The organism is Nostoc cycadae WK-1 (assembly GCF_002897135.1).
Classification (GTDB): Bacteria; Cyanobacteriota; Cyanobacteriia; order Cyanobacteriales; family Nostocaceae; genus Nostoc_B.
Genome location: NZ_DF978421.1, coordinates 379,237 through 400,233, shown reverse-complemented (window position 1 = coordinate 400,233; position 20,997 = coordinate 379,237). Strand labels below are relative to the sequence as shown.

General features: G+C 40.5%; 13 protein-coding genes and 1 pseudogene. 6 read left to right on the top strand and 8 right to left on the bottom strand.

Annotated features, from left to right (window positions below):
- Positions 1 to 240: 240 nt before the first annotated feature.
- Positions 241 to 495 carry a hypothetical protein gene (locus tag NCWK1_RS01620; RefSeq protein ID WP_096581949.1) on the top strand — a complete coding sequence of 85 codons (255 nt, stop codon included), beginning with the start codon at positions 241 to 243 and terminating at the stop codon, positions 493 to 495.
- A 99-nt stretch (positions 496 to 594) separates the two neighbouring features.
- Here the strand turns inward: NCWK1_RS01620 and NCWK1_RS01615 are convergent, their stop codons facing one another.
- Positions 595 to 1,539: a DUF4351 domain-containing protein gene (locus NCWK1_RS01615; protein ID WP_103123476.1), complete on the bottom strand. Its 945-nt coding sequence runs from the start codon at positions 1,537 to 1,539 to the stop codon at positions 595 to 597.
- A 108-nt stretch (positions 1,540 to 1,647) separates the two neighbouring features.
- Positions 1,648 to 1,989: pseudogene (locus tag NCWK1_RS01610) on the bottom strand (IS701 family transposase); the annotation flags it as partial.
- Between the two features lie 250 nt (positions 1,990 to 2,239).
- Between NCWK1_RS01610 and purH the strand changes: the two are divergent.
- Positions 2,240 to 3,760: a bifunctional phosphoribosylaminoimidazolecarboxamide formyltransferase/IMP cyclohydrolase gene (gene purH, locus NCWK1_RS01605; protein WP_103123475.1), complete on the top strand. Its 1,521-nt coding sequence runs from the start codon at positions 2,240 to 2,242 to the stop codon at positions 3,758 to 3,760.
- Between the two features lie 238 nt (positions 3,761 to 3,998).
- Here purH and NCWK1_RS01600 read toward each other — a convergent pair whose 3' ends face one another.
- The 6 genes from NCWK1_RS01600 to NCWK1_RS01575 form a co-directional block, all read right to left on the bottom strand.
- A complete protein-coding gene (locus tag NCWK1_RS01600; protein ID WP_103123474.1) occupies positions 3,999 to 8,276 on the bottom strand; it encodes a PAS domain S-box protein in 4,278 nt (1,425 codons plus the stop codon).
- Between the two features lie 451 nt (positions 8,277 to 8,727).
- Positions 8,728 to 9,456, bottom strand: a complete 729-nt coding sequence (locus tag NCWK1_RS01595) for a DUF3891 family protein (RefSeq protein WP_096581957.1) — start codon at positions 9,454 to 9,456, stop codon at positions 8,728 to 8,730.
- Positions 9,457 to 9,603: 147 nt separating this feature from the next.
- Positions 9,604 to 10,299: a manganese catalase family protein gene (locus NCWK1_RS01590; RefSeq protein ID WP_096581959.1), complete on the bottom strand. Its 696-nt coding sequence runs from the start codon at positions 10,297 to 10,299 to the stop codon at positions 9,604 to 9,606.
- A gap of 269 nt (positions 10,300 to 10,568) precedes the next feature.
- The gene (locus tag NCWK1_RS01585; RefSeq protein WP_015116091.1) at positions 10,569 to 10,841 is read right to left on the bottom strand and encodes a GlsB/YeaQ/YmgE family stress response membrane protein; all 273 of its coding nucleotides are present in this window, start codon (positions 10,839 to 10,841) and stop codon (positions 10,569 to 10,571) included.
- 453 nt (positions 10,842 to 11,294) lie between these two features.
- Complete coding sequence (gene hemN / locus NCWK1_RS01580) at positions 11,295 to 12,677, bottom strand: oxygen-independent coproporphyrinogen III oxidase (RefSeq protein WP_096581961.1); 1,383 nt, start codon at positions 12,675 to 12,677, stop codon at positions 11,295 to 11,297.
- A 418-nt stretch (positions 12,678 to 13,095) separates the two neighbouring features.
- Positions 13,096 to 13,812, bottom strand: a complete 717-nt coding sequence (locus NCWK1_RS01575) for a biliverdin-producing heme oxygenase (RefSeq protein ID WP_103123556.1) — start codon at positions 13,810 to 13,812, stop codon at positions 13,096 to 13,098.
- Positions 13,813 to 14,299: 487 nt separating this feature from the next.
- Here NCWK1_RS01575 and acsF point away from each other — a divergent pair, with 487 nt between their 5' ends.
- The 4 genes from acsF (at position 14,300) to NCWK1_RS01555 (ending at position 20,323) form a co-directional block, all read left to right on the top strand.
- Complete coding sequence (acsF, locus tag NCWK1_RS01570; RefSeq protein WP_103123473.1) at positions 14,300 to 15,376, top strand: magnesium-protoporphyrin IX monomethyl ester (oxidative) cyclase; 1,077 nt, start codon at positions 14,300 to 14,302, stop codon at positions 15,374 to 15,376.
- A 157-nt stretch (positions 15,377 to 15,533) separates the two neighbouring features.
- Complete coding sequence (locus NCWK1_RS01565; protein ID WP_103123472.1) at positions 15,534 to 18,131, top strand: chloride channel protein; 2,598 nt, start codon at positions 15,534 to 15,536, stop codon at positions 18,129 to 18,131.
- A 68-nt stretch (positions 18,132 to 18,199) separates the two neighbouring features.
- Positions 18,200 to 18,940, top strand: coding sequence for a cytochrome c biogenesis protein CcdA (locus NCWK1_RS01560; RefSeq protein WP_096581967.1), 741 nt, complete (start codon positions 18,200 to 18,202; stop codon positions 18,938 to 18,940).
- Between the two features lie 3 nt (positions 18,941 to 18,943).
- The gene (locus NCWK1_RS01555) at positions 18,944 to 20,323 is read left to right on the top strand and encodes a cytochrome c biogenesis protein (protein ID WP_096581969.1); all 1,380 of its coding nucleotides are present in this window, start codon (positions 18,944 to 18,946) and stop codon (positions 20,321 to 20,323) included.
- The last annotated feature ends 674 nt before the right edge of the window (positions 20,324 to 20,997 follow it).

Genomic DNA, 20,997 nt, shown 5'->3' with positions numbered 1-20,997 from the left:
TTATTTCCTTTGTAATTATCAGTCTTACAACTGCTTCATCTGCTAGAAACTTACAGTTTCAGCAAATGGACTCAATATTTTTAATATCTTATATGTGTCTTATCTGTCAAGTCATTAAAATTTTACGTTTATAATACTTTATTTAAGAACTATTAAGCAAAATATGAAGTTCTGTATTCAAGGAAATTAATCCTTGTTAGTTATCCGTTAATTTGGGTTTTAATTTTTATATAAACTAAAATGCACAAAAGAAATTTTGAAGCCTCAACTAACTTACTAGCATTGAAGAAAAGTGCTATTCAAGTTTGTGGTCAAGAATTTATTGATAGCCTGACGAAAAAAGGTATATATGCGAAAGATATCGGATTTTGGTTGGAAGTTAATAAACAACTAAATATTTCTGATGATGCCTATGAGGTCAGAAAGGCTGAAGAAGAAGCAAAACGTGAACAGGAAATGTTAGAAAAGAGGTTGAAGGTCAGCACTAATAGGTAATGGGTACAACACAATTACCTATTAACAACACCTAGAGTTATATTAAGTATTCAAACGGGTATGATATCCCACATTGGTGTTAGCAGTTTATAAAGCTACTTAGTTTGTTTCTAACCAGTTCAATAAATCTGCTATAGTATCGAAATCTAACAAAGCTTCGCTAAGAGATTCTAATTGATTGACCGAAAGAGAGTGGATGCGCTGTTGAATATCTGATGATAACTCACCTACTTTTCTTTTGAGCATTTTCAAAATAATGGCTTGTTCTCCTTCTATTACTCCTCGTTCATAACCGATGCGCTCACCTGTAGTTATGTATCTCATAGTCCGTTCCTGCTCAAATTGTTTAAACTCTTCCCAAAACTGATTTTCCAATGGTTTTGGTAAAATCATAACCCAATCTATGAATCGATATAGGTTGCGAATATCTTGCTGTTCTAAACCTAAATCGTATAACCTCCGAATCAAGTTAAATTTCCAAACTTTGCGTTCTGTGGGTGATGAGCGAGTCTGCTGAGTTTTCAAATGCGCCATGACTACTGTCGCAAATGGATTACTGTTATTTTCTAACTCGTACCAACTATTTTCATAATCTAAAAGTTTAACCATGCCAAATTCAAAATTTAAGCGAGTATTGGGATAATCGTAACTGTAGTTACTCGGTCGCCATTCGTAATTGGGATCACATAGAATTGCCAAGCTGATGGCTGGTTTATCAAAGCGATCAAATATGCGAAAATTGTAAGTAAACATCCGCTTACTAAAGTTATCTTCTTTTTGTGCTTGAATTTCTACATGAATTAATAACCATAGTTCTTCACCTTGAAGTTGCCAAACTTTCACTAATTGATCAGCGAAACGTTTGCCTTGTTCGGCTTCACGGGTAATTTGTTGAAATTCTTTATTAAGAAATTCATAGGGGCGTTCCCAGTCAATTAATGCAGCCGTTTCTGGAAAAAAGAACTGCATAGCTTGGGGAAAGTATGCTGCGAGAATTTCTTTCCACGGGCTATCGAAATCAGCGCTATCGCTTAAACTAGTCATGAATAAATAGAGAATTAGCTATCTCAAAAAGGTTTAGTATTTTGGATATCCCATAAAAGAGTAGCAGGAGATAGATATTAGGAGTTACGCATTGACAAAAAATCTCATTCATGTGTAATAAGCAACACAATTATTCGTAAGATTTTCTACAATGTAATCACGCAAAACTAAAGTGAATAAGTTCCTTTGCAGTTCATACCAATGAGAAATTATGTTTTCAGAGCGCATTTTTTCTAAACGAACAAATGCTTGAAGTGAACAGAATATGTGTGTTTTAATCGCTTGGCTATCTCTCACCATGAATCGACAAATCCCGCATACTTGTTTGATAGCTCTGTGAAAACTTTCAATTCCCCAATGGGTATCATGAATTGCCACAAATTCGCTTCTAGTTATTTTCTGTAGAGATTCTTCATCTGCTAGATATGATAGCAAAAACAGCGTGTAATGTTCCAGATTGCATTGTGCTGTGGAGGGTTTGCTGATTTCTCTGATTGTCCGATACCTAGTCAGTGGATGATACTTTTGATCAATCCACTCTTTTGCCACTTTGTCAATGCGTAACTCCTAGATATCATCTTGCTAGGCATTATTGCTAGAGTCGCACAAAGGATATTGAATTCTTCCTCATGGTCTTGAAGTGAACCAAGGGTTATGCAAAAATTGGGGTCTTTGGCATCCGCATCTGAGGAATTGAGACATGGCGCGTCTAGCACTGCTGAGTGTATCTAATAAAACTGGTTTAATTGACCTAGCCCGTAGCTTGGTAGAAGAATTTGGCTTTGATATCATCAGCAGTGGCGGAACAGCCAAAGCCCTCAAGGATGCAGGAATACCCGTGACTAAGGTTTCTGATTACACAGGTTCACCGGAGATTTTAGGTGGACGGGTGAAAACGCTACATCCACGCATTCATGGTGGAATTTTGGCACGGCGGGATGTACCTCAAGATATTACAGATTTAGAAAATAACCAAATTCGCCCGATTGATTTGGTAGTGGTGAATCTTTATCCGTTTGAGGAGACTATTGCTAAACCAGGGGTGACTTTAGCGGAAGCTGTGGAACAAATTGATATTGGTGGCCCGGCTATGTTAAGGGCATCATCGAAAAATTTCGCTCATTTGACGGTATTATGTGACCCAGCGCAGTATGATGAATATCTGCAAGAGTTACGGCACAATAACGGAGTAGCTTCCTTAGAATTTCGCCAACAAGCAGCCTTGAAAGGATTTTTACACACAGCGAGTTATGATAGCGCGATCGCCTCTTACCTCGCAGGTACACAACAGCATACAGTCAGCGGTACTGAGTTACAATCTCTGCGTTATGGCGAGAATCCCCATCAACCCGCCGCTTGGTATCAAACTGGCGCTACACCCACAGGATGGGCAGCCGCCAAGAAATTGCAAGGTAAGGAACTCAGTTACAATAACTTAGTTGACTTAGAAGCCGCCCGCCGCATTATTGCCGAGTTTACCGACACGCCAGCCGCGACAATTATTAAACATACCAATCCCTGCGGTACAGCTTTGGGAAATACCATTGTTGAAGCTTACCAAAAAGCTTTTAATGCCGATTCGACTTCGGCTTTTGGGGGAATTGTGGCTTTAAACCGTCCCATTGATGCAGCGACAGCCAGCGAATTAACTAAAACTTTCTTAGAATGTGTGGTTGCGCCTGACTGTGATGCAGAAGCGCAAAAAATTCTCTCGAAGAAAACTAACGTGCGAGTTTTGACATTAGCCGATCTAAGTAGTGGCCCGAAAACTTTAGTCAAACAAATTGCAGGTGGTTTCTTAGTGCAAGCTGCGGATGATATTGTGGCTGATACGAGTAAATGGCAAGTGGTGACAGAACGCCAACCTACTGCTGATGAGTTAGCAGAATTACTGTTTGCGTGGAAAGTCTGCAAACATGTTAAATCTAATGCCATTGTAGTCACAAGCGATCGCACTACTCTAGGTGTTGGTGCTGGGCAAATGAACCGTGTTGGTTCCGCGAAAATCGCTCTAGAACAAGCTGGTGATAAAGCTCAAGGCGCAATACTCGCCAGTGATGGATTTTTCCCCTTTGATGATACTATCAGAGCCGCCGCCGCCGCCGGGATAACCGCCATTGTCCAACCGGGTGGTAGTTTGCGTGATCAAGATTCCATCAAAGCTGCTAACGAATTAGGTTTGGTGATGGTGTTGACAGGAGTACGTCACTTTTTACACTAATTGGGATTGACGTACAAGGGTGGAGATTGGATGTAAGAGTTTTGGAATATAGCGCCACACCCAGCCACAACCCAAAATTTTGGGTGCTAATTGAATCTAGATAGTGCAGTTGTAAAACTGTCACTAATAACACTTGCCCTTCTTTAACTATAGTGTTATTCTCTAGTTGTGTGAGGAGCAAGTTGAAACTAAAAAGCGTCTGGGGTGGAAACACGGCAACACTCCCAGGCGTTTTTTATTATTTATCATTCTTGCTTATGCGAATGATATTAGCAATTACTGCTGCTAATTCTGCGGGTTCGATAGGCTTGGTAAGATGTTGCTGAAAGCCTGCGGAAATAATCTTTTGGGAGTTAGCTTCACCAGCAAAAGCAGTTAAAGCGATCGCAGGTAAAGTACTAGCTGAAGTTGTACTTCTCACCTGCTCAATTAGCATATAGCCATCCATTGTGGGCATACCAATATCGCTTAGTAGTAAATTTGGTTGGGTTTGAGCGATCGCTTGCAGTGCTTCTTGGGCTGAGTTTACCGCTTGGACTCTAGCACCATACTGTTCCAAAATAAAAGTTAGTAAATTTAAAGTATCAACATCATCATCAACAATAACTATTTGGACACCTTGAAGATTAGGTGTATTTTCAATTAAAGGATATTCTGTCAATATTTCCGTAGTCGCAGCCATCAAAGGTAACTTTACGGTAAAGGTTGCACCTAAATTCTCTCCGGGACTGGTGACTTGCACAGAACCACCGTGGAGTTCTACAAGATGACGCACAATTGCTAATCCTAGTCCTAGTCCACCAAACTTCCTAGTTGTAACCTCATCGGCTTGGCGGAAGCGGTCAAAAACGAATGGGAGAAACTCTGCACTAATACCTTTACCTGTATCAGTAACTTGAATTTGGGCAAAATTGCCAACTTTTTCTAGTTGTAGTTGTACCCGTCCGCCTTCTGGTGTAAACTTGACGGCATTTGTGAGTAAGTTCCAAATAATTTGCTGTAAGCGGTTGGGGTCGCCTTCAACTTTCACTTCACCAACAGCAAACTCAGTGTGCAGGTGAATTGATTTGGTTTCAGCGGCTAGACGTACAGTTTCTAATGCAGATTCAATCGTAGTTACTAAGTCAACTGTACAGAGATTTAAACTGAGCTTACCCCGCAGAATCCGCGACACATCCAGTAAATCTTCGATTAACCGCGCTTGTAATTTGGCATTGCGCTCAATAGTTTCTAGAGCTTGGGTTGTCTTGGCTGCATCTAATCTGCGACTCTTGAGTAGTTTTGCCCAACCGAGAATGGGATTAAGGGGCGATCGCAATTCATGGGAGACAATTGCTAAAAAGTCGTCTTTCATCCGATTAGCTCTTTCGAGTTCTATTCGGGCTGTACGCTCTCTTTCTAATGCTTGCGCCCGTTCTTCAACCACCAACTTCTGTTCATGAATATCCGTACATGAACCAAACCATTTGATGATCTGCCCATCTTGATTTCGTAATGGAAATGCTAATCCTAAATGCCAGCGATATTCGCCATCAACAGCACGACGCAGACGAAATTCAATTTCATACTTTTTCCCAGTCTGCAAGCAATCTTGCCAGGTGTTGATCGTATTCTGCACATCATCGGGATGTAAAATATCCAACCAGCCTTCTCCTTGGGCTTGTTTGAGGGTTTTACCTGTGTAGTCATACCAGCGGCGATTAAAATATTCATGGTAGCCATCTGGTTTGGTAATCCAAAACATTTGTGCCATTGTGTCCGCTAAGGTACGAAACATCAATTCGCTTTGCCGTAATGCGGCTTCGGCTTGTTTACGATTGGTAATATCTAAATCAACACCCACCATGCGGATTGGCTTGCCTGTTTGGTCATAAAATACACAACCTCTGACAATTGCCCACCGAATTTGACCATCAGGTTTAATAAATCGACATTCAAGATTGTATTCTTCTCTTTCGTAAATAGCACGATGAATTGCCTGTTCTACTAAAGTCACATCATCTGGATGAAGCATGGCAGCAAATGTTTCATATCTGCCATCAAAAGTCCTAGGCATTATGCCAAAGATGCGTTCTAAATTAGTAGACCAGTGAATTTCTCCAGTAACGATGTTCCAGTCCCAAGTACCCATATCAGCGGCTTCTAAAGCCAAATTCAGACGATTCTGACTTTCTTGCAACGCTGTTTCTGCTTGCTTACGTTGGCTTAAATCCAGCACAAAGCAAACCCATTTAAATGGATTGCGCGTTAATAAAGTTGCACCTAATAAAATTGGTACACGGGAGCCATCTTTGCGGATATATTCTTTCTCAAATGGAGTACAGACACCAGATACAAATACTTCTTCTACTTTAGCTTGATCCAATTCACTATATTCTGGTGGAGTCATATCTTGCCAACCCAAGTTACCTGCTAATAAATCTGCTTGGGTGTAACCGAGCATCTGTAAAAAGGCATCATTGGCAAAGGTAATTTTGTCTGGCTCGGCTTCAATAATGCCGATGATACTTGACTCTAATAACTGTCGCAGCCTCGACTCACTTTGCCGTAATGCTTCTTCAGCTTGTTTGCGATCGCTAATATCAACATTCACGCCCACCATACGTAAAGGTTTACCTTCGCGATCGTAGTAAACTTTGGCTCTAGCATGAAGCCAATGAATGCTACCATCTCGCCAAATTACGCGAAAGTCGGTGAAAAACTCGCCTGATTTTAAGGAATTGACAATATCTGTATGTGCTTTAGCTAAATCATCGGGATGAACCCATTTTTTCCAATCTTCGTAAGTTCCACCAAACTCACCGGGCTGTAAACCATAGATTGCTTCTAATTCCTTTGACCAAATATTATCGTTAGTGGGAATGTTCCACTCAAAGCTGCCAATTTTACCAACTGCTTGGGCTAAATCTAACCATTCTTGCTTTTGTCGTAATACTTCTTCGGCTTGCTTGCGCTCAGTTATATCTAGGAAGGCTCCAAGTACACCCCTGATAGTCCCAGACTGATCGCGCAAAGGTGCGGCTTTACCGTAAATATATTGCACATCACCTTCATCAAAAACAAATTCAAATTCTCCCTCCATCTCCTGACCAGTCAAACCAGCTTGCTGCATTGGTAATTCGTTGAGGGGAACATCTTGACCATTTTTTTGAATTTTAAATGGGAAAGTATATTCTCCACTAGCGGGAGTTGCTGTCATGATTGAGCCTGGTTGTAGGCGCATCAATTTATAAGCACTACGGTTGACTGTCATCTGATGACATTGGGGATCGTGAGCAATCCAAACTGCGGCGGGTACAGTTTCCATGATGGTTTCAAGTTCTTCAGCCCGCGCTTTGGCCGTTGCTTCACTTTGACGCAATTTTGCTTCAGCCTGCTTGCGTTCTGTAATATCTACATTGACAGCTACTGCATTAATAATGGCTCCGGTTTCATCTCGGATCGGTACAACAGAATTGAGAATGGTTTTGCGCTGACCATCAAAGCTTTCAATATCAATTTCTTCACCAATAATTGTCTCACCTGTAGCTAAAACCCTGGCGAGTGTCCATTCTTCTGCTGCAATCGGTTTACCTGTATCTGCCCACCATCCTTTATATTCATGGTATTGACTGGGATCGTCCAAAAATGGTGCGTTTTCGCCCCATATTGCTTTAACGGCGGGATTAATTTCGATAAATTTGCCCTTAGCATCAGAGATGACTACTCCTACAGGCAGAATATCTAGCATGGCACGCAGCAGTTGACTTTCGCGATCGCGCTTTGCTTGTTCTTGAGCCAGAATTGTCTCGGAATGCTGACGCTCACTAATATCAGTCAGCATAGCCACCATCCCAGAAAATTTGCCTTGCTCATTCAGAATGGAGCTAATAGAAACAATTACCCATAGTTCAGATGCGTCTTGGCGGTGTAAACGCACTTCAAACTGCCGTTTAGCCTCCTGATGATGTTGCTGATTTTGCTCTACCCATTGCTGAATTTCGCTTTGAGCATCATTTTCGAGAAAGTCAAAAATCGAGCGATCGCGCATCTGCTCTACACTATAACCAAGCATTTGGGCTAACTGAGAATTCACATATTCTGTTTGTCCGTCTTGGTCAAATATCCAGATACCTTCGTAGGCTGTCTCCAATAGACTGCGATAGCTCACTGTGAGCTTTGCCAGCTTGGCCTGGGACTTTTGTTTAGCAATATGCAATTCTGAATTTAAAGAACTAATTAATAGCGATATCAAGCTAAAAACAATTAGCTGGAGTACATTAGTCCAGGTGTTGGGTATAAGAGAGTAGATGGGCGGAATGAAGAAGTAATTATTGACTAAAACCGCCAAGACTGTAGCCAATAAACCAGGCTTTAATCCCCCATACCAGCTACTCAAAACTACAGCCCCAAAAAAAAGTGGCGAGACTTCTAGTTTAAACAGGCTATCCAGCGTTAAGCCTAGTAGCAGCGCAATTAACACGGACAAAACAGAAACACAGTAACGCAGCAAATAGGAGCGCTGGATTTTTGACATACTGCATTAATCCTTGGCAGTAATATGTCTTAAAGACATAGAATTTTGGTTATGGTGGGTAACCACCCTGAGTTATATCTTATCTAAATATCTAATTTGAATGCTTTGCAGCCCAATAAAGTAGGTCTTAATATCAAGACTTCATAAAGTGTTACATAATATACTTGCCATTTGAAAAAACAAGTGATAACTTCTAGTTGTGTGTGAGGAGCAAGTTGAAACTAAAAAGCACCGAGAGTGGAAACACGGCAACACTCTTAGGTGCTTTTTAATTTGGGATAAAACTATACCATACTTTGTGCAATAAGTAAAACTGTCACACAACAGATTTACTAATTCAAAAAACAAATGCTATTTTATAGTTGTGTGTGAGGAGCAAGTTGAAAAGAAAGAGCGCATGGGGTGGAAACACGGCAACACTCCCAGGCGCTTTTTCATTTTTATGGATGTTTTAATCGGTCACAAAAGTCCACTCCAGCACCTTAATAGGAGCTTTTTGCAGTGCTTGAATTAATTGAGATGGACTTTCAAATGTGACTTGGGACAAGTCACAAGCTTCGATATTGACTGTAAATTTTTCATCTTCAAATGGCCAAGGTTGGACAGTCACTAAAGAATCACTGCGTTGCATAATGTCATAACGTTGACCATCAGGCCCCTGGCTAATTTCTAAAAATCGTTCATCAGCCGGGAGTTCTTGCTGACAGAGAATTAATGATAAGCGATCGCACCATTGCATAAATGCGTAAGCTGCATCCACTTCATCTTCTTCAATCCCCAAATCTTTCCGCCAATGTTTCTGGTTTTTTACTTGTTCGTCTAAAAATTTGTCTAATTCTGGAGATTTACCTCGTTTAGACTCATTTATCCGACACAGATGTTTAGAAATTAGTAGAGTTACCCAGCGTCCGCGATAGTGAGCATTTTTAATCAGATTCGCCAACTTATCAACATTAATTTCTGGATTCAACATAAAATCCATTGGTGCGCCCGCTGCGGTAAGATTATCTTCTTCCCACTCTTTTTCTAAGTCATCATGATGAGAAATTGCGGCGAGTGTTTCATATAATCGCGGTGGTGCATTCTTCCGTCGCCATTGTCCTGCTAGTTGTGCTGCAAGTAAAGCATGGGCGCGGTGATAAATCACTTCCCAACCATTTTGTGTAGACTTAACAATCACAAATTAATCTTCCTTGAATAGTACTGAGTTACAAAAGCAGAAATAATAACTTATTTCTTTTGACAATAAATTGAGCCAGGGAAGCAACTCCAACTGACTCAAGTTATGATCATTGAGGTTTAATTAGGAATTAAGAGGAGAGAAAAGTTAGTTAGTTTTGCTTTCTAAAGGGTTAGCAATGTATTTGAAAGCAGGTTCAGAATTCCAAGGGCCGCGCTCATCGTGACCATTGCCATTACTTGACAGATTGTAGTAAATATTCACCGTTTCATCGGGTTGTATATTACCAAAAAATGGATCTGTCAATTTACCCAGTGAATCGAGAGCTTTCATAAACATCTGGGTATGCGAAATTTCTCGCGTTAATAGATGTACCAAAGTATTTTTTGTACCTTGATCTGTTGCTAATTTAATTAGCTCTTCGTAAGTTTGGCGAGCGCCAGCTTCAGCTGCAATATTAGCTCTCAAATCACGAACTACATCGCCACCTTCATTGATATAGCTGGCTGTCCAAGAATTTCCTTGGCTATCTAAAAAGTGAGGCCCAATACCACGAATAGCAAACAGAGTACTTTTATAAACCTCTGTTTGATCTGTATTTTTAGTATGAGACTCGATAAGTTTACCAACCATCTCTAAATGCCCGAATTCTTCAATGGCAATATCTTGCAACATATCTTTAATTCCAGCATTTTCCACATGAAAAGATTGCACCCAATATTGGAGAGCAGCAGTTAGTTCTCCAGTTGCACCACCAAATTGCTCAAGAAGCAACTGAGCAAATCGAGGATTGGGTTCACTAATATTGACAGAATGAATTGGCTCTTTTTTATGAAAAAACATGCAATGCCTCTTTGATTATTTTCAACAAAAAATAGTGGACAATAAATACATCTATTGCCGTGGCAGTTTATAGTTCTGCACTGCTCTTCTAGATAATTTCTGGTACTGCCAATAATATGATTAGTGTGGCGTTTACGGAAAACTAGCTTTCTACAGTAGGTACATTATGGTTTCAACTAATGAGTAACCGTGCTTCATATTTGTAAAGAGTGTTATTGGCATAATTACCAAATACACTCTATATTTAATAATGGGATATGCACAGTAATTTACGCATTACTGCTTCTTCGCAGCAGTCCCCACAAGTAAATAGCAATGATTGCACCAATGACTGCAATAAATAAACCGGGTAGACTAAAACTTGTGGCTGTCAACTGCAAAGTACCCGTTTGTAACAAAGTATATAAACTTCCACCAAGGAAAGCACCAACAATACCTAAAATCATTGTGGAAAGAATTCCACCACCTTGATAACCTGGGTAAATGGCTTTGGCGATCGCACCAGCTAAAAGACCTAATATTATCCAAGCAATAATATTCATAACGACCTCAAAATCTCATCTGTAACCAGATTAACAACATTGATTTCTTGGCGTTTCTCCCAGATGAGGTAACTTGTAAAGTCAAAAGATAGATAGGAGTTGATCTACCGATTTATAGATAAAAATATCCTGATATATGCAACATCAGTATTTTGATTAAATCTAATTGAGTATTCATATATTTTAGATAAATTTTAGTTTTTAAATCTTAGCTATATGCAGAGAATATAAGATAGTACTGTTTTATTCTTAGGACTTACACAGGATACCAAAACTAAAATTTTAGCAAAGTGCTGAATGCTGAGTATAAATCTAGCCGTTATTATGGCTTTGAGCAATCAACAATTTCCTAATATATTAGGCTGAAGCTATATAGATGGGTCTGGGATAATATTCAGCCCAACCTTGACACCCTGACTCCTAAACTTTTGCTGAAATCATTACAATTATTTGTTAAATTGTCCGGGAGAATTGCTTGTCTTGCTTTTGATTATGAGCATCAAAAACAACAGCAATGTTTCTCACTAATAATCTGCCTATATCTGTAATTTGAATGTAATGGGCAGATAATTTAATCAGTCCATCTGCTGCTAATGGTTGCAATGCTTCTAGTTCTTGAGAGAAATATTGATCAAAATTGATGTGATATTTCTCGGCAATATCTTGTTTATACAACTGAAAGTGCGACATAATGCACATGATCACATCTCGGCGGATAATATCATCTTGAGTTAGTTTGATACCTTTACTAACAGGTAAAACATTGTTAGCAACTGCCTGATAATAATCTTTCAATTGTTTGTGGTTTTGGACATAGGCATCGTTTAACATACTAATTGATGTTGCACCAAACCCAAATAAATCTGTACCTGCGTGGGTAGTGTAGCCTTGAAAGTTGCGCTGGAGGGTGCGATTTCGTTGGGCGATCGCTAATTCATCGTTAGGTTTGGCAAAATGATCCATACCAATAAATAAATACTCGCTATTGGTTAATTCTTCAATGGTCATTTCCAAAATTTCTAACTTTTCTTGGGGTTTAGGTAAAGCCTCTTGCGGGATATTTTTTTGCGCTGGTTTTAACCAAGGCACATAAGCAAAGTTAAACACCACAATTCGATCAGGATCTAGAGCAACTGTCTTTTTGATTGTCTCTCGAAATGTCTGGAGAGTTTGATAAGGTAAACCATAAATTAAATCGACATTTACGCTGTCAAACTTGGCTGCTTTAATCCAGTCCATGACATTGAATAATAATTCTTCTGGCTGGATGCGATTGACTGCTACTTGTACTTCGTTATTAAAGTCTTGAATGCCAAAACTAACACGATTAAATCCTAGTTCCCGCAGAAAGAAAATATATTCTTTATCCACATAGCGGGGACTAATTTCAATGGAAATTTCTGCTTGGGGGTCAAACTCAAAATGTTGTGTAATCTTTTTCCAGAGAAATTCTACTTGGTCAAGGTCTAAGTAATTGGGTGTACCACCACCCCAGTGCATTTGCAATACTTTTCTATCTGGAGAAATCAAGGTAGACATATTCCTGATTTCTTGAGCTAAATGTTCTAGATAAGGTTTGGCAATATTCTTGTTGTTGGAAATTACTGTATTACAGCCACAGAAATAACAAGCACTTTGGCAAAAAGGGATGTGGAAATAAAATGATAGCGGAGATTTTCTTTGATTGGAAGCGGCGATCGCCGCATGAAAATCAGCTGTCGTAAATGCTTCATTTAACTCTGTCGCAGGTGGATAACTGGTGTATCTTGGTGCTGCTGTGTCATATTTTTTGACCAAATCCAAATCAAATTTGACACCAGGTGATATGAATACCATCAAAACCTCCAATGTATTGGGTAGGCTGTATTTTCAAACTCTCAAATCACAACGAGGCTGAAAACCAGTCTGAGTAGTTGGTTGTATAGCAATCTGATTTAATTGCTGAATTACTTGTAGAGATGGGGAACGGGAAACAGCAAGAAGAAAGAAGAATCTACCTCAGCTTTGCAAAAATCAAATAGCAATCTTGTATCGTGATGAGAAGTGGCAACTTGTTGATTTTGTTCACAGCCAACAAATTGCCCATAGATTTTCTATTTGCTAATGCAAAGCAGCAGAAATATTCATACTGAGTCAGATATTCTCACCCTGCGCCTCTACTCTTCTAGCTTTTCCGTCTAGCTGCTGTCTAGTTTAGATATCAGTTGCAGTGCATGATGTGTTGACTCCAACCAAACAGCTAATTTCTCGAAAATTAATTAGTGGCGGCGGCTTCAGTGCTACCTGGGTTATGAGAACCAGTCAGGTTATTAAATAGTACTTGACCGATCGCTCTAATTAAACTTCCTTCTAGTTCCTCCGCCATTTGCATATTCAAACTAAAGGCATAATTGGCTTCAGCTACAATGCTTTCGGCTGTGGCATCATCAACAGGTACAGCGTTTAAAGCATCCCGGTATTTGTCTTTAAAGGCTTTTTTGTCGGGAATTTGGTCAAAGTTATAAAAAGATGTACCTTCGTAGCTAGACAGCTTGAGGGTTGACTGGGCAATTTTTTGTAACATCTGACCACCAGAAAGGTCGCCCATGTAGCGGGTGTAGGCATGACCGATTAATAAAGCAGGTGCAGATGCAGATAATTCTTGAATACGGGCGATGTACTTTTTGGCATTGTTGGAAGGTGTGATTAAATTTCGCCAGTCGTTGCCATAGTAAAATACCATGTCTGTTTCTAAAGCTGCCCGGCGATTCAGTTCAGGAAAGTACATCCCACCAATCACAGGATTGTTTTGGTGACTGGCTAAGGCTGTTTCTAGTTCGGTGTACACAAAATACAAGTTGCCAAGAAACTTCGCAAAGCAGTCTTTATCTACAACACCTTTGAGAAAACATTTCATGAATCCGACATTTTCTGCTGCTGTATGAGCTTTTTGCGTACCAGAACGCAGTTTTATGGCTAGATTGCTACTCATTTTTGGTTCCTTCATCACCGACTTACATTAATTAAGAGGCTAGGCGCTAGTATTCTTACTCAGCACAGGCTGAACGCCTCGCTACCGCTAACAGCACTTTTACAAGAATTTACGTCAGAGATAGAGAATTGTTATTCTAGATGTAGAGGGGAAAAGCATCGGCATCACTTCAACCAGCAAATACCACTGCCGATACTGTTCTTAGGGATTTTTGTTCTCCCAAAATCATTTAACTATCAATACTTGTATAACTATACAGCTATTAATATTTCTTTATATTCCTATATGTTTGGACAAAATGGAGATGCTGCATTGCTACATCTCTAGAAAGCGGCAAAATTAGCTAAAAAATAGATGCTAAAACCCTGAGAAACCGAAGCATTAAGGTTATCTCGTGAAATCTGCTTTTCAATAATTTAACTGATGTGGAATAACAACATTTTATGCTTATATAACTATTAAAAGATAAAACAAGTAAAGGAGTCTCATGGTCGATTCAGTGGCAACTCCAGAGCCTCAATTGCTGAAGCCGGGTGTTAAAGCACCTGTTGCAGAAACATTATTAACACCTAGGTTTTACACCACTGACTTTGATGCAGTGGCGAAATTGGACATATCGGCTAATGAGGCAGAAATCCGGGCGATCGTTGATGAACTGCGTGCTGACTATAACCGCCATCACTTTGTGCGTGATGATGAATTTAAACAATCATGGGATCACATTACAGGGGAAAAACGCCGCGCCTTTATTGATTTTTTAGAACGCTCTTGTACCTCAGAGTTTTCTGGCTTTCTGTTATTTAAAGAATTATCTCGCCGCCTGAAAAAGAATAACCCGCTGTTATCAGAAGCCTTTGAATATATGGCTAGAGATGAAGCTCGCCATGCAGGATTTCTCAACAAATCAATGGCAGACTTAAAACTATCTCTAGACTTAAACTTTTTAACTAAGTCCCGCACATATACTTTCTTCCCGCCAGAGTGGATTATTTACACAGTTTACCTATCGGAGAAGATTGGTTACTGGCGTTATATCTTGGTTAATCAGCACATGCAGGAGCATCCAGAATACCAATTTTATCCACTGTTTCGCAAATTTGAGAGTTGGTGTCAAGACGAAAATCGACATGGGGATTTCTTTAAAGCATTGCTGCGATCGCAAACCAAACTCTGGAAAAGTTGGCAAGCAAAATTGTGGGTGCGGTTCTTTCTCCTGACTGTGTTTGCTACCCATACAATGACAGTATTTGAACGCGCCTCATTCTACGAAGCAATTGGTATTCATCCCCGTAAATACAACAACCGAGTTATTCAAGAAACAAACAATACTTCTGCACGAGCATTTCCCCTCATCCTCAATACAAATCACCCGGAATTTTTCTGGCGCTTAGAACAGTGTTCTGAGAACAACTTGAAAATCGTTGCAATTAACAAAAGTAATCAGCCAAGTTTGGTTAAATTCTTCCAAAAAATCCCGCCCATTCTCGCCATTGCTTGGAATATGTTGCAGCTATATCTCATCAAACCAATTGATACAGAAACCACACGCGGCACAGTTCTGTAATTTAGTCATTGTGGGGTGTTAATAATAAAACTTTGAAGACACAACACCCTAAACATTCAGTTGCCCGCATCATCCATCAAATACTAACTCTAACTTTTGTCCGTGGTTGACCGTGGTTTAATAGAATCACTAATTAGTTTTCAGGTTGCAACTGACAATGGTAAGCCTCGGCAAAAGTCTTTGGAACCGCTTATCTCACAAGTTGTTCAGACCAAAACGCCTTGCTATTTTTGAAGCTTGCCTGATTGGTCTGGTTTCTGGACTAGCAGCTGTTTTATTAGGGCAAGGCGTGGGATGGCTGGGCGGATGGCGACAGCACATATCTAATTTGTTTCCAGCCTTTTATGTGCTACCAATCATTGGGTTGGTGGGTGGATTCACAGCAGGTTGGTTAGTAGAACATATCGCCCCCGCGGCGGCTGGTAGTGGGATGTCAGAAGTGAAGGCAGTGTTGGCAAGAGTACCCATGCCCCTCAACCTGCGAATTGCTGTGGTGAAATTGCTCGGTGCAACATTAGTTTTGGCTACAGGCATACCCTTGGGGAGGGAAGGCCCGACAGTGCAAATTGGAGCGGCCATAGCCAATCAGTTCAGTCGCTGGTTTCCGACTTCACCTGATCACCGCCGTCAGTTGATTGCTGCCGGAGCCGGTGCCGGATTAGCCGCAGCTTTTGATGCCCCGATCGCCGGGGTGTTGTTTGTAGTCGAAGAACTACTGCAAGATGTCTCTGGCATCACATTAGGAACAGCAATTCTCGCTTCATTTATCGCCGCTGTAGTTTCTCGAATTCTAGGTACTCATAGTCTAGATTTAGACTTGCATTTAATTACGCCTAACACCAGTTTTTTTGCCCCGGAGATTCCTTTCTATTTACTCTTGGGGATTTTAGCTGGGTTGGGAGGCATATTATTTAATCGTGGTGTGCTTGCCAGCCTGGGTTTTTATAGTCGGTTTGGGCAAATTAGCTTATCTTGGCGCATTGGCCTAGCTGGGCTGGTCACGGGTTTTGCCTTGGTCGCACTTCCACCTGTTTTTCGGGACAACGCTGGATTGCGAGAACTGTTGTTAGCGGGTGATGCTAACTGGCAAATGGTAGCGCTGGTATTCTGTATTCAATTTTTGCTGATCCTTTTCACTTATGGTTCTGGTGCGCCGGCAGGCTTGCTAGTACCGACTTTAGCCTTGGGAGCAGCATTAGGTTATTTAGTAGGAATTTGGGAACATCACTGGCTGGGATTGAGTTTGGCGACAACGTACGCGCGGGTGGGAATGGGGGCATTTTTCTCTGGAGTTGCCAGAGTACCGATTACAGCAGTCATCATTGTCTTTGAGATGACTACTGATTTTAATTTGGTGTTGCCACTAATGATTGTCTCCGTCACGGCTTATCTAGTAGCAGAACTGTTTGATGCGGGGTCACTATACGATAAATTACTGGAATTTAAAGGCATTCATCTGGCTAAACAAGGCACAAACCAAGGGCCTTGGCTAGAGCTAAAAGCTGCTGATGTAATGCAGCGTCATGTAGAAACTCTGTCTAGCCGGATGAGATTGGATGAAGCATTGCAGGCGTTTTCCCAATCTTCTCACCGGGGCTTTCCGGTATTGGCAGATGGTAAACTAGTGGGTATTTTGACGCAAAAAGATGTAGCTAATCTTTCTCAGAGAGGCTTGAATGGCGATCGCTTGGTAGCAGAAGTAATGACCCCAGCGCCGATCACTACTTATTCAAAAGATACTCTGGCGCATGTTTTACATTTGCTAAATCACTACAACTTGAGCAGTTTACCAGTTGTTGAAGGACGGCGTTTGGTAGGGATTATTACCCGCAGTGATATTATTCGCACAGAAGCAGCCTATCTCAACACCCAAGAAGACTTGGCAGTTCCAAACGCAGAACCATCGCAAATCATTTACTGTATCCGTGTGCCAGAAACAGGACAAGGAAGATTACTTGTCCCTTTGTGCAATCCTAAAACAGCAGACAAACTGTTGCAGATGGCTATAGCAATTGCCCGCGATCGCCATTATGAAATTGAATGTCTGCATGTCATTGTTGTACCCCGTCACCAACCGCTTACTGAAGCTAAAGTAAGTATGAGAGTTGGTCAACGCTTACTACGTCAGGCAATGCGTCTAGGACAAGCTTGGGATGTACCTGTACATACTCAAATCCGAATAGCGCATAATTTGTCGTCAGCCATTTTGCAAACTATTCAAGACCGTCATATCAATATGGTATTGATGGGTTGGAAAGGTGGCACAACCACACCAGGAAGGGTTTTTAGCCGTGTTGTTGATACAATGATTCGGCAAGCGGCTTGTGAAGTAGTTTTAGTTAAGCTTAACGACCAAAGTCATTTTGAGCGCTGGCTTGTGCCGATGGCTGGTGGCCCTAATTCCCAGCAGGCGATCGCCCTAATACCAGCATTAACTTCTCTCAGTAAAACACCAACAGTCAACTTATGTCAGGTATTTGAGCTAGAAGCCACCAAACCAGACACCACATCTTTAACAAAAGCGGCTAACTTTCTCCAACAACACCTGCATGGCGCAGTGATAACAACTCCAGTTCATGCTACTTCGGTTCCAGACGCGGTGCTAGAGTATGCCAAGCACAACCAAAGTGATGTGATTGTTTTAGGTGCTTCTCGTGAAGGCTTGTTGCAGCAGGTGGTACACGGTAATATTCCTGCAACTATTTCCCGTCATAGTCAACAGACAGTAATTTTAGTACGGGCAATTTCTACATAAACAATATCTTTAAAAGGGAAGTAAGCTAAAATTCAAGCATATCAAGCATTTCCCCATTAAAACACCTTATGTTGGAGACTTTACAAACTCGAATTTATGAACTCGAACAATTTGCCAACAACCTAGTTGCTAACCAACTCACACACCTGAGTTTATTGAGTGTTGGCATAATTTTTATGGCTGGCTTACTCACTAGCCTAACTCCCTGTATGTTGTCGATGCTACCCATTACCATCGGGTATATCGGGGGCTATGAAGCAAAAAGCCGCTTACAAGCAGCAGCCCAGTCAACTTGGTTTGCATTAGGGTTAGCAACTACCCTGGCTGGTATGGGCATCATAGCTGGTGTAGTAGGCAAAGTCTACGGACAAATCGGAGTTGGTTTACCAATTATTGTGAGTGTCATCGCCATTATTATGGGGTTGAACTTACTTGAGGCATTACCCATACAATTTCCTTCTTTGGGCGAGACGAACTGGATTTCCCCAGATTTACCTCCGGGAGTGCGTTCTTATTTTATCGGCTTAACTTTTGGCTTAGTGGCTTCTCCTTGCAGCACACCTGTTTTAGCGAGTTTACTAACTTGGGTAGCCAGCACACAAGACTTAATTTTAGGCGCAGTTTTGTTACTTTCTTATACAGCAGGGTATGTTGCACCATTAATTTTGGCAGGTACTTTTACCGCTGCGATCAAAAAACTGCTGGAGTTGCGTCGTTGGTCTGGTTGGATTAACCCAGTCAGCGGGGCGCTATTGGTAGGATTTGGTGTTTTTTCTTTGATTTCTCGCATTCCCTTTGGCAGTTTGTAACCCATGACTTTAGATAATTCAGCGTCTACAGAATCAAGTTGGTTGTCAGCACCTTGGCGCTTTATGCGAAAGGAGGTTTTGCCTGTACTGACAGACTTACGATTGGCGATCGCCTTATTCTTAATCATCGCCCTGTTTAGTATTAGCGGTACTGTGATTGAACAAGACCAGTCAGTCAGTTTCTATCGCACTAACTACCCAGAACATCCGGCTTTATTTGGTTTTCTGACGTGGAAGGTCATCTTAATAATTGGCTTAAACCGCGTATATCATACTTGGTGGTTTACCGCATTACTTATCTTGTTTGGTAGTAGTTTGAGCGCTTGTACATTCACACGTCAATTACCAGCCTTAAAAGCTGCTCAACGCTGGAAATATTATGAAGAACCCCGACAATTTCAAAAATTAGCTTTAAGTGCAGAATTAGATACAGTTGCTTTAAATTCTCTGACTCCATTATTACAAAATCGTCGTTATAAAATTTTTCAAGACAAAGATAATATCCTCTACGCCCGTAAAGGTATAGTCGGACGTATTGGCCCGATTATCGTGCATATTGGCATAGTCACGATTCTGGTGGGGGGAATTTGGGGGTCTATGACTGGATTTACCGCCCAAGAAAAAATTGCTAGTGGCGATAGATTTCAGGTAGAAAACATTATTAATGCTGGCCCTTGGGCAAACACCAAACACTTAAAAGATTGGTCATTGCATGTTAATCGTTTTTGGATTGACTACACACCCTCTGGGAGTATTGATCAATTTTATTCGGATATGTCGGTTTTAGATCATGACGGTAAAGAGATTGACCGTAAGACGATTTTTGTGAACCAACCTCTGCGTTATCGAGGCGTAACTTTCTATCAAGCAGATTGGGGCATCTCCGGTGTCCGGTTTCAATTTAATAACAGTCCTGTGTTTCAACTACCGATGGCGGCCTTGAATACAGGCCCTCAACAAGGAAGACTCTGGGGAACTTGGCTTCCTACTAAACCAGATTTGAGTGAGGGCGTGTCTTTGATTGTCAAAGATTTGCAAGGCATGATATTAATTTATGACTCCAAAGGTCAGTTAATTAATACCGTGCGTGCTGGTATGGCTACCGAAATCAACGGTACAAACTTGAAAATATTAGAAATTATTGGTAGTACTGGCTTACAAATCAAATCTGATCCTGGGATACCAATAGTTTATGGTGGTTTTGCCATTTTGATGGCGGGTGTAGTCATGAGTTACTTCTCCCATTCGCAAATTTGGGCATTACAAAAAGGCGATCGCTTGTATGTAGGTGGTAAAACCAATCGCGCTCAAGTGGCTTTTGAAAAAGAAGTCTTAGAGATTTTGAATGGACTAAATACACAGTCAACAGCAGCAGTGGGATAGATTTGAAATCTTTAGCCTCTTCATTATCTCTCCACTAAAATCAACACGTACATAAATTATGAAGGCTGAATAAACATAGTGATTTTCTCTGTATCTTCACTGTAATTATTCAGCTTTTATATTTTTTAGTGTGCAGATAAATATATTCTCTACTGAGAAATCTAGATAATGCTGTTTTTTTCAGACTTTCATATAATCAAAATATATTGTAATTAGTTTTATCATCTAAATTATTAGAGATTTTTACTCTAGAATCTTTTCAAAAATCATTGTTAGAGAAACTAAGTTAGGTATGAACTTTAAGTCTACTTTATAAATACAGTATTGCAGCAATTAGATTTATAGACTTTTATTTATTATGATATCGATTAATTAATATAGTATTTTATCACTACTGAGATGCAGATACTTTCCTCAAGACTGTCCTCTCATATTATCTGTATTTTTACCAGTTTTCGATAACTAAAATTTGTTGCTAGATAACAATCAGCCCCAAATTCTCATATCTGTTCGCTCGGTTGGTATTTCGTTATAAAGACTTGGCAAAAACAACTTTTAACTATAGACATTAAAAATCTTAATGGGATACAAAGTAGTTACCCGAAAAAAAGTAGCTCTAATACAACCAGTGTTTTCCAACGGCAATCAAGTAAATGATTGAATCTTCACTAGTT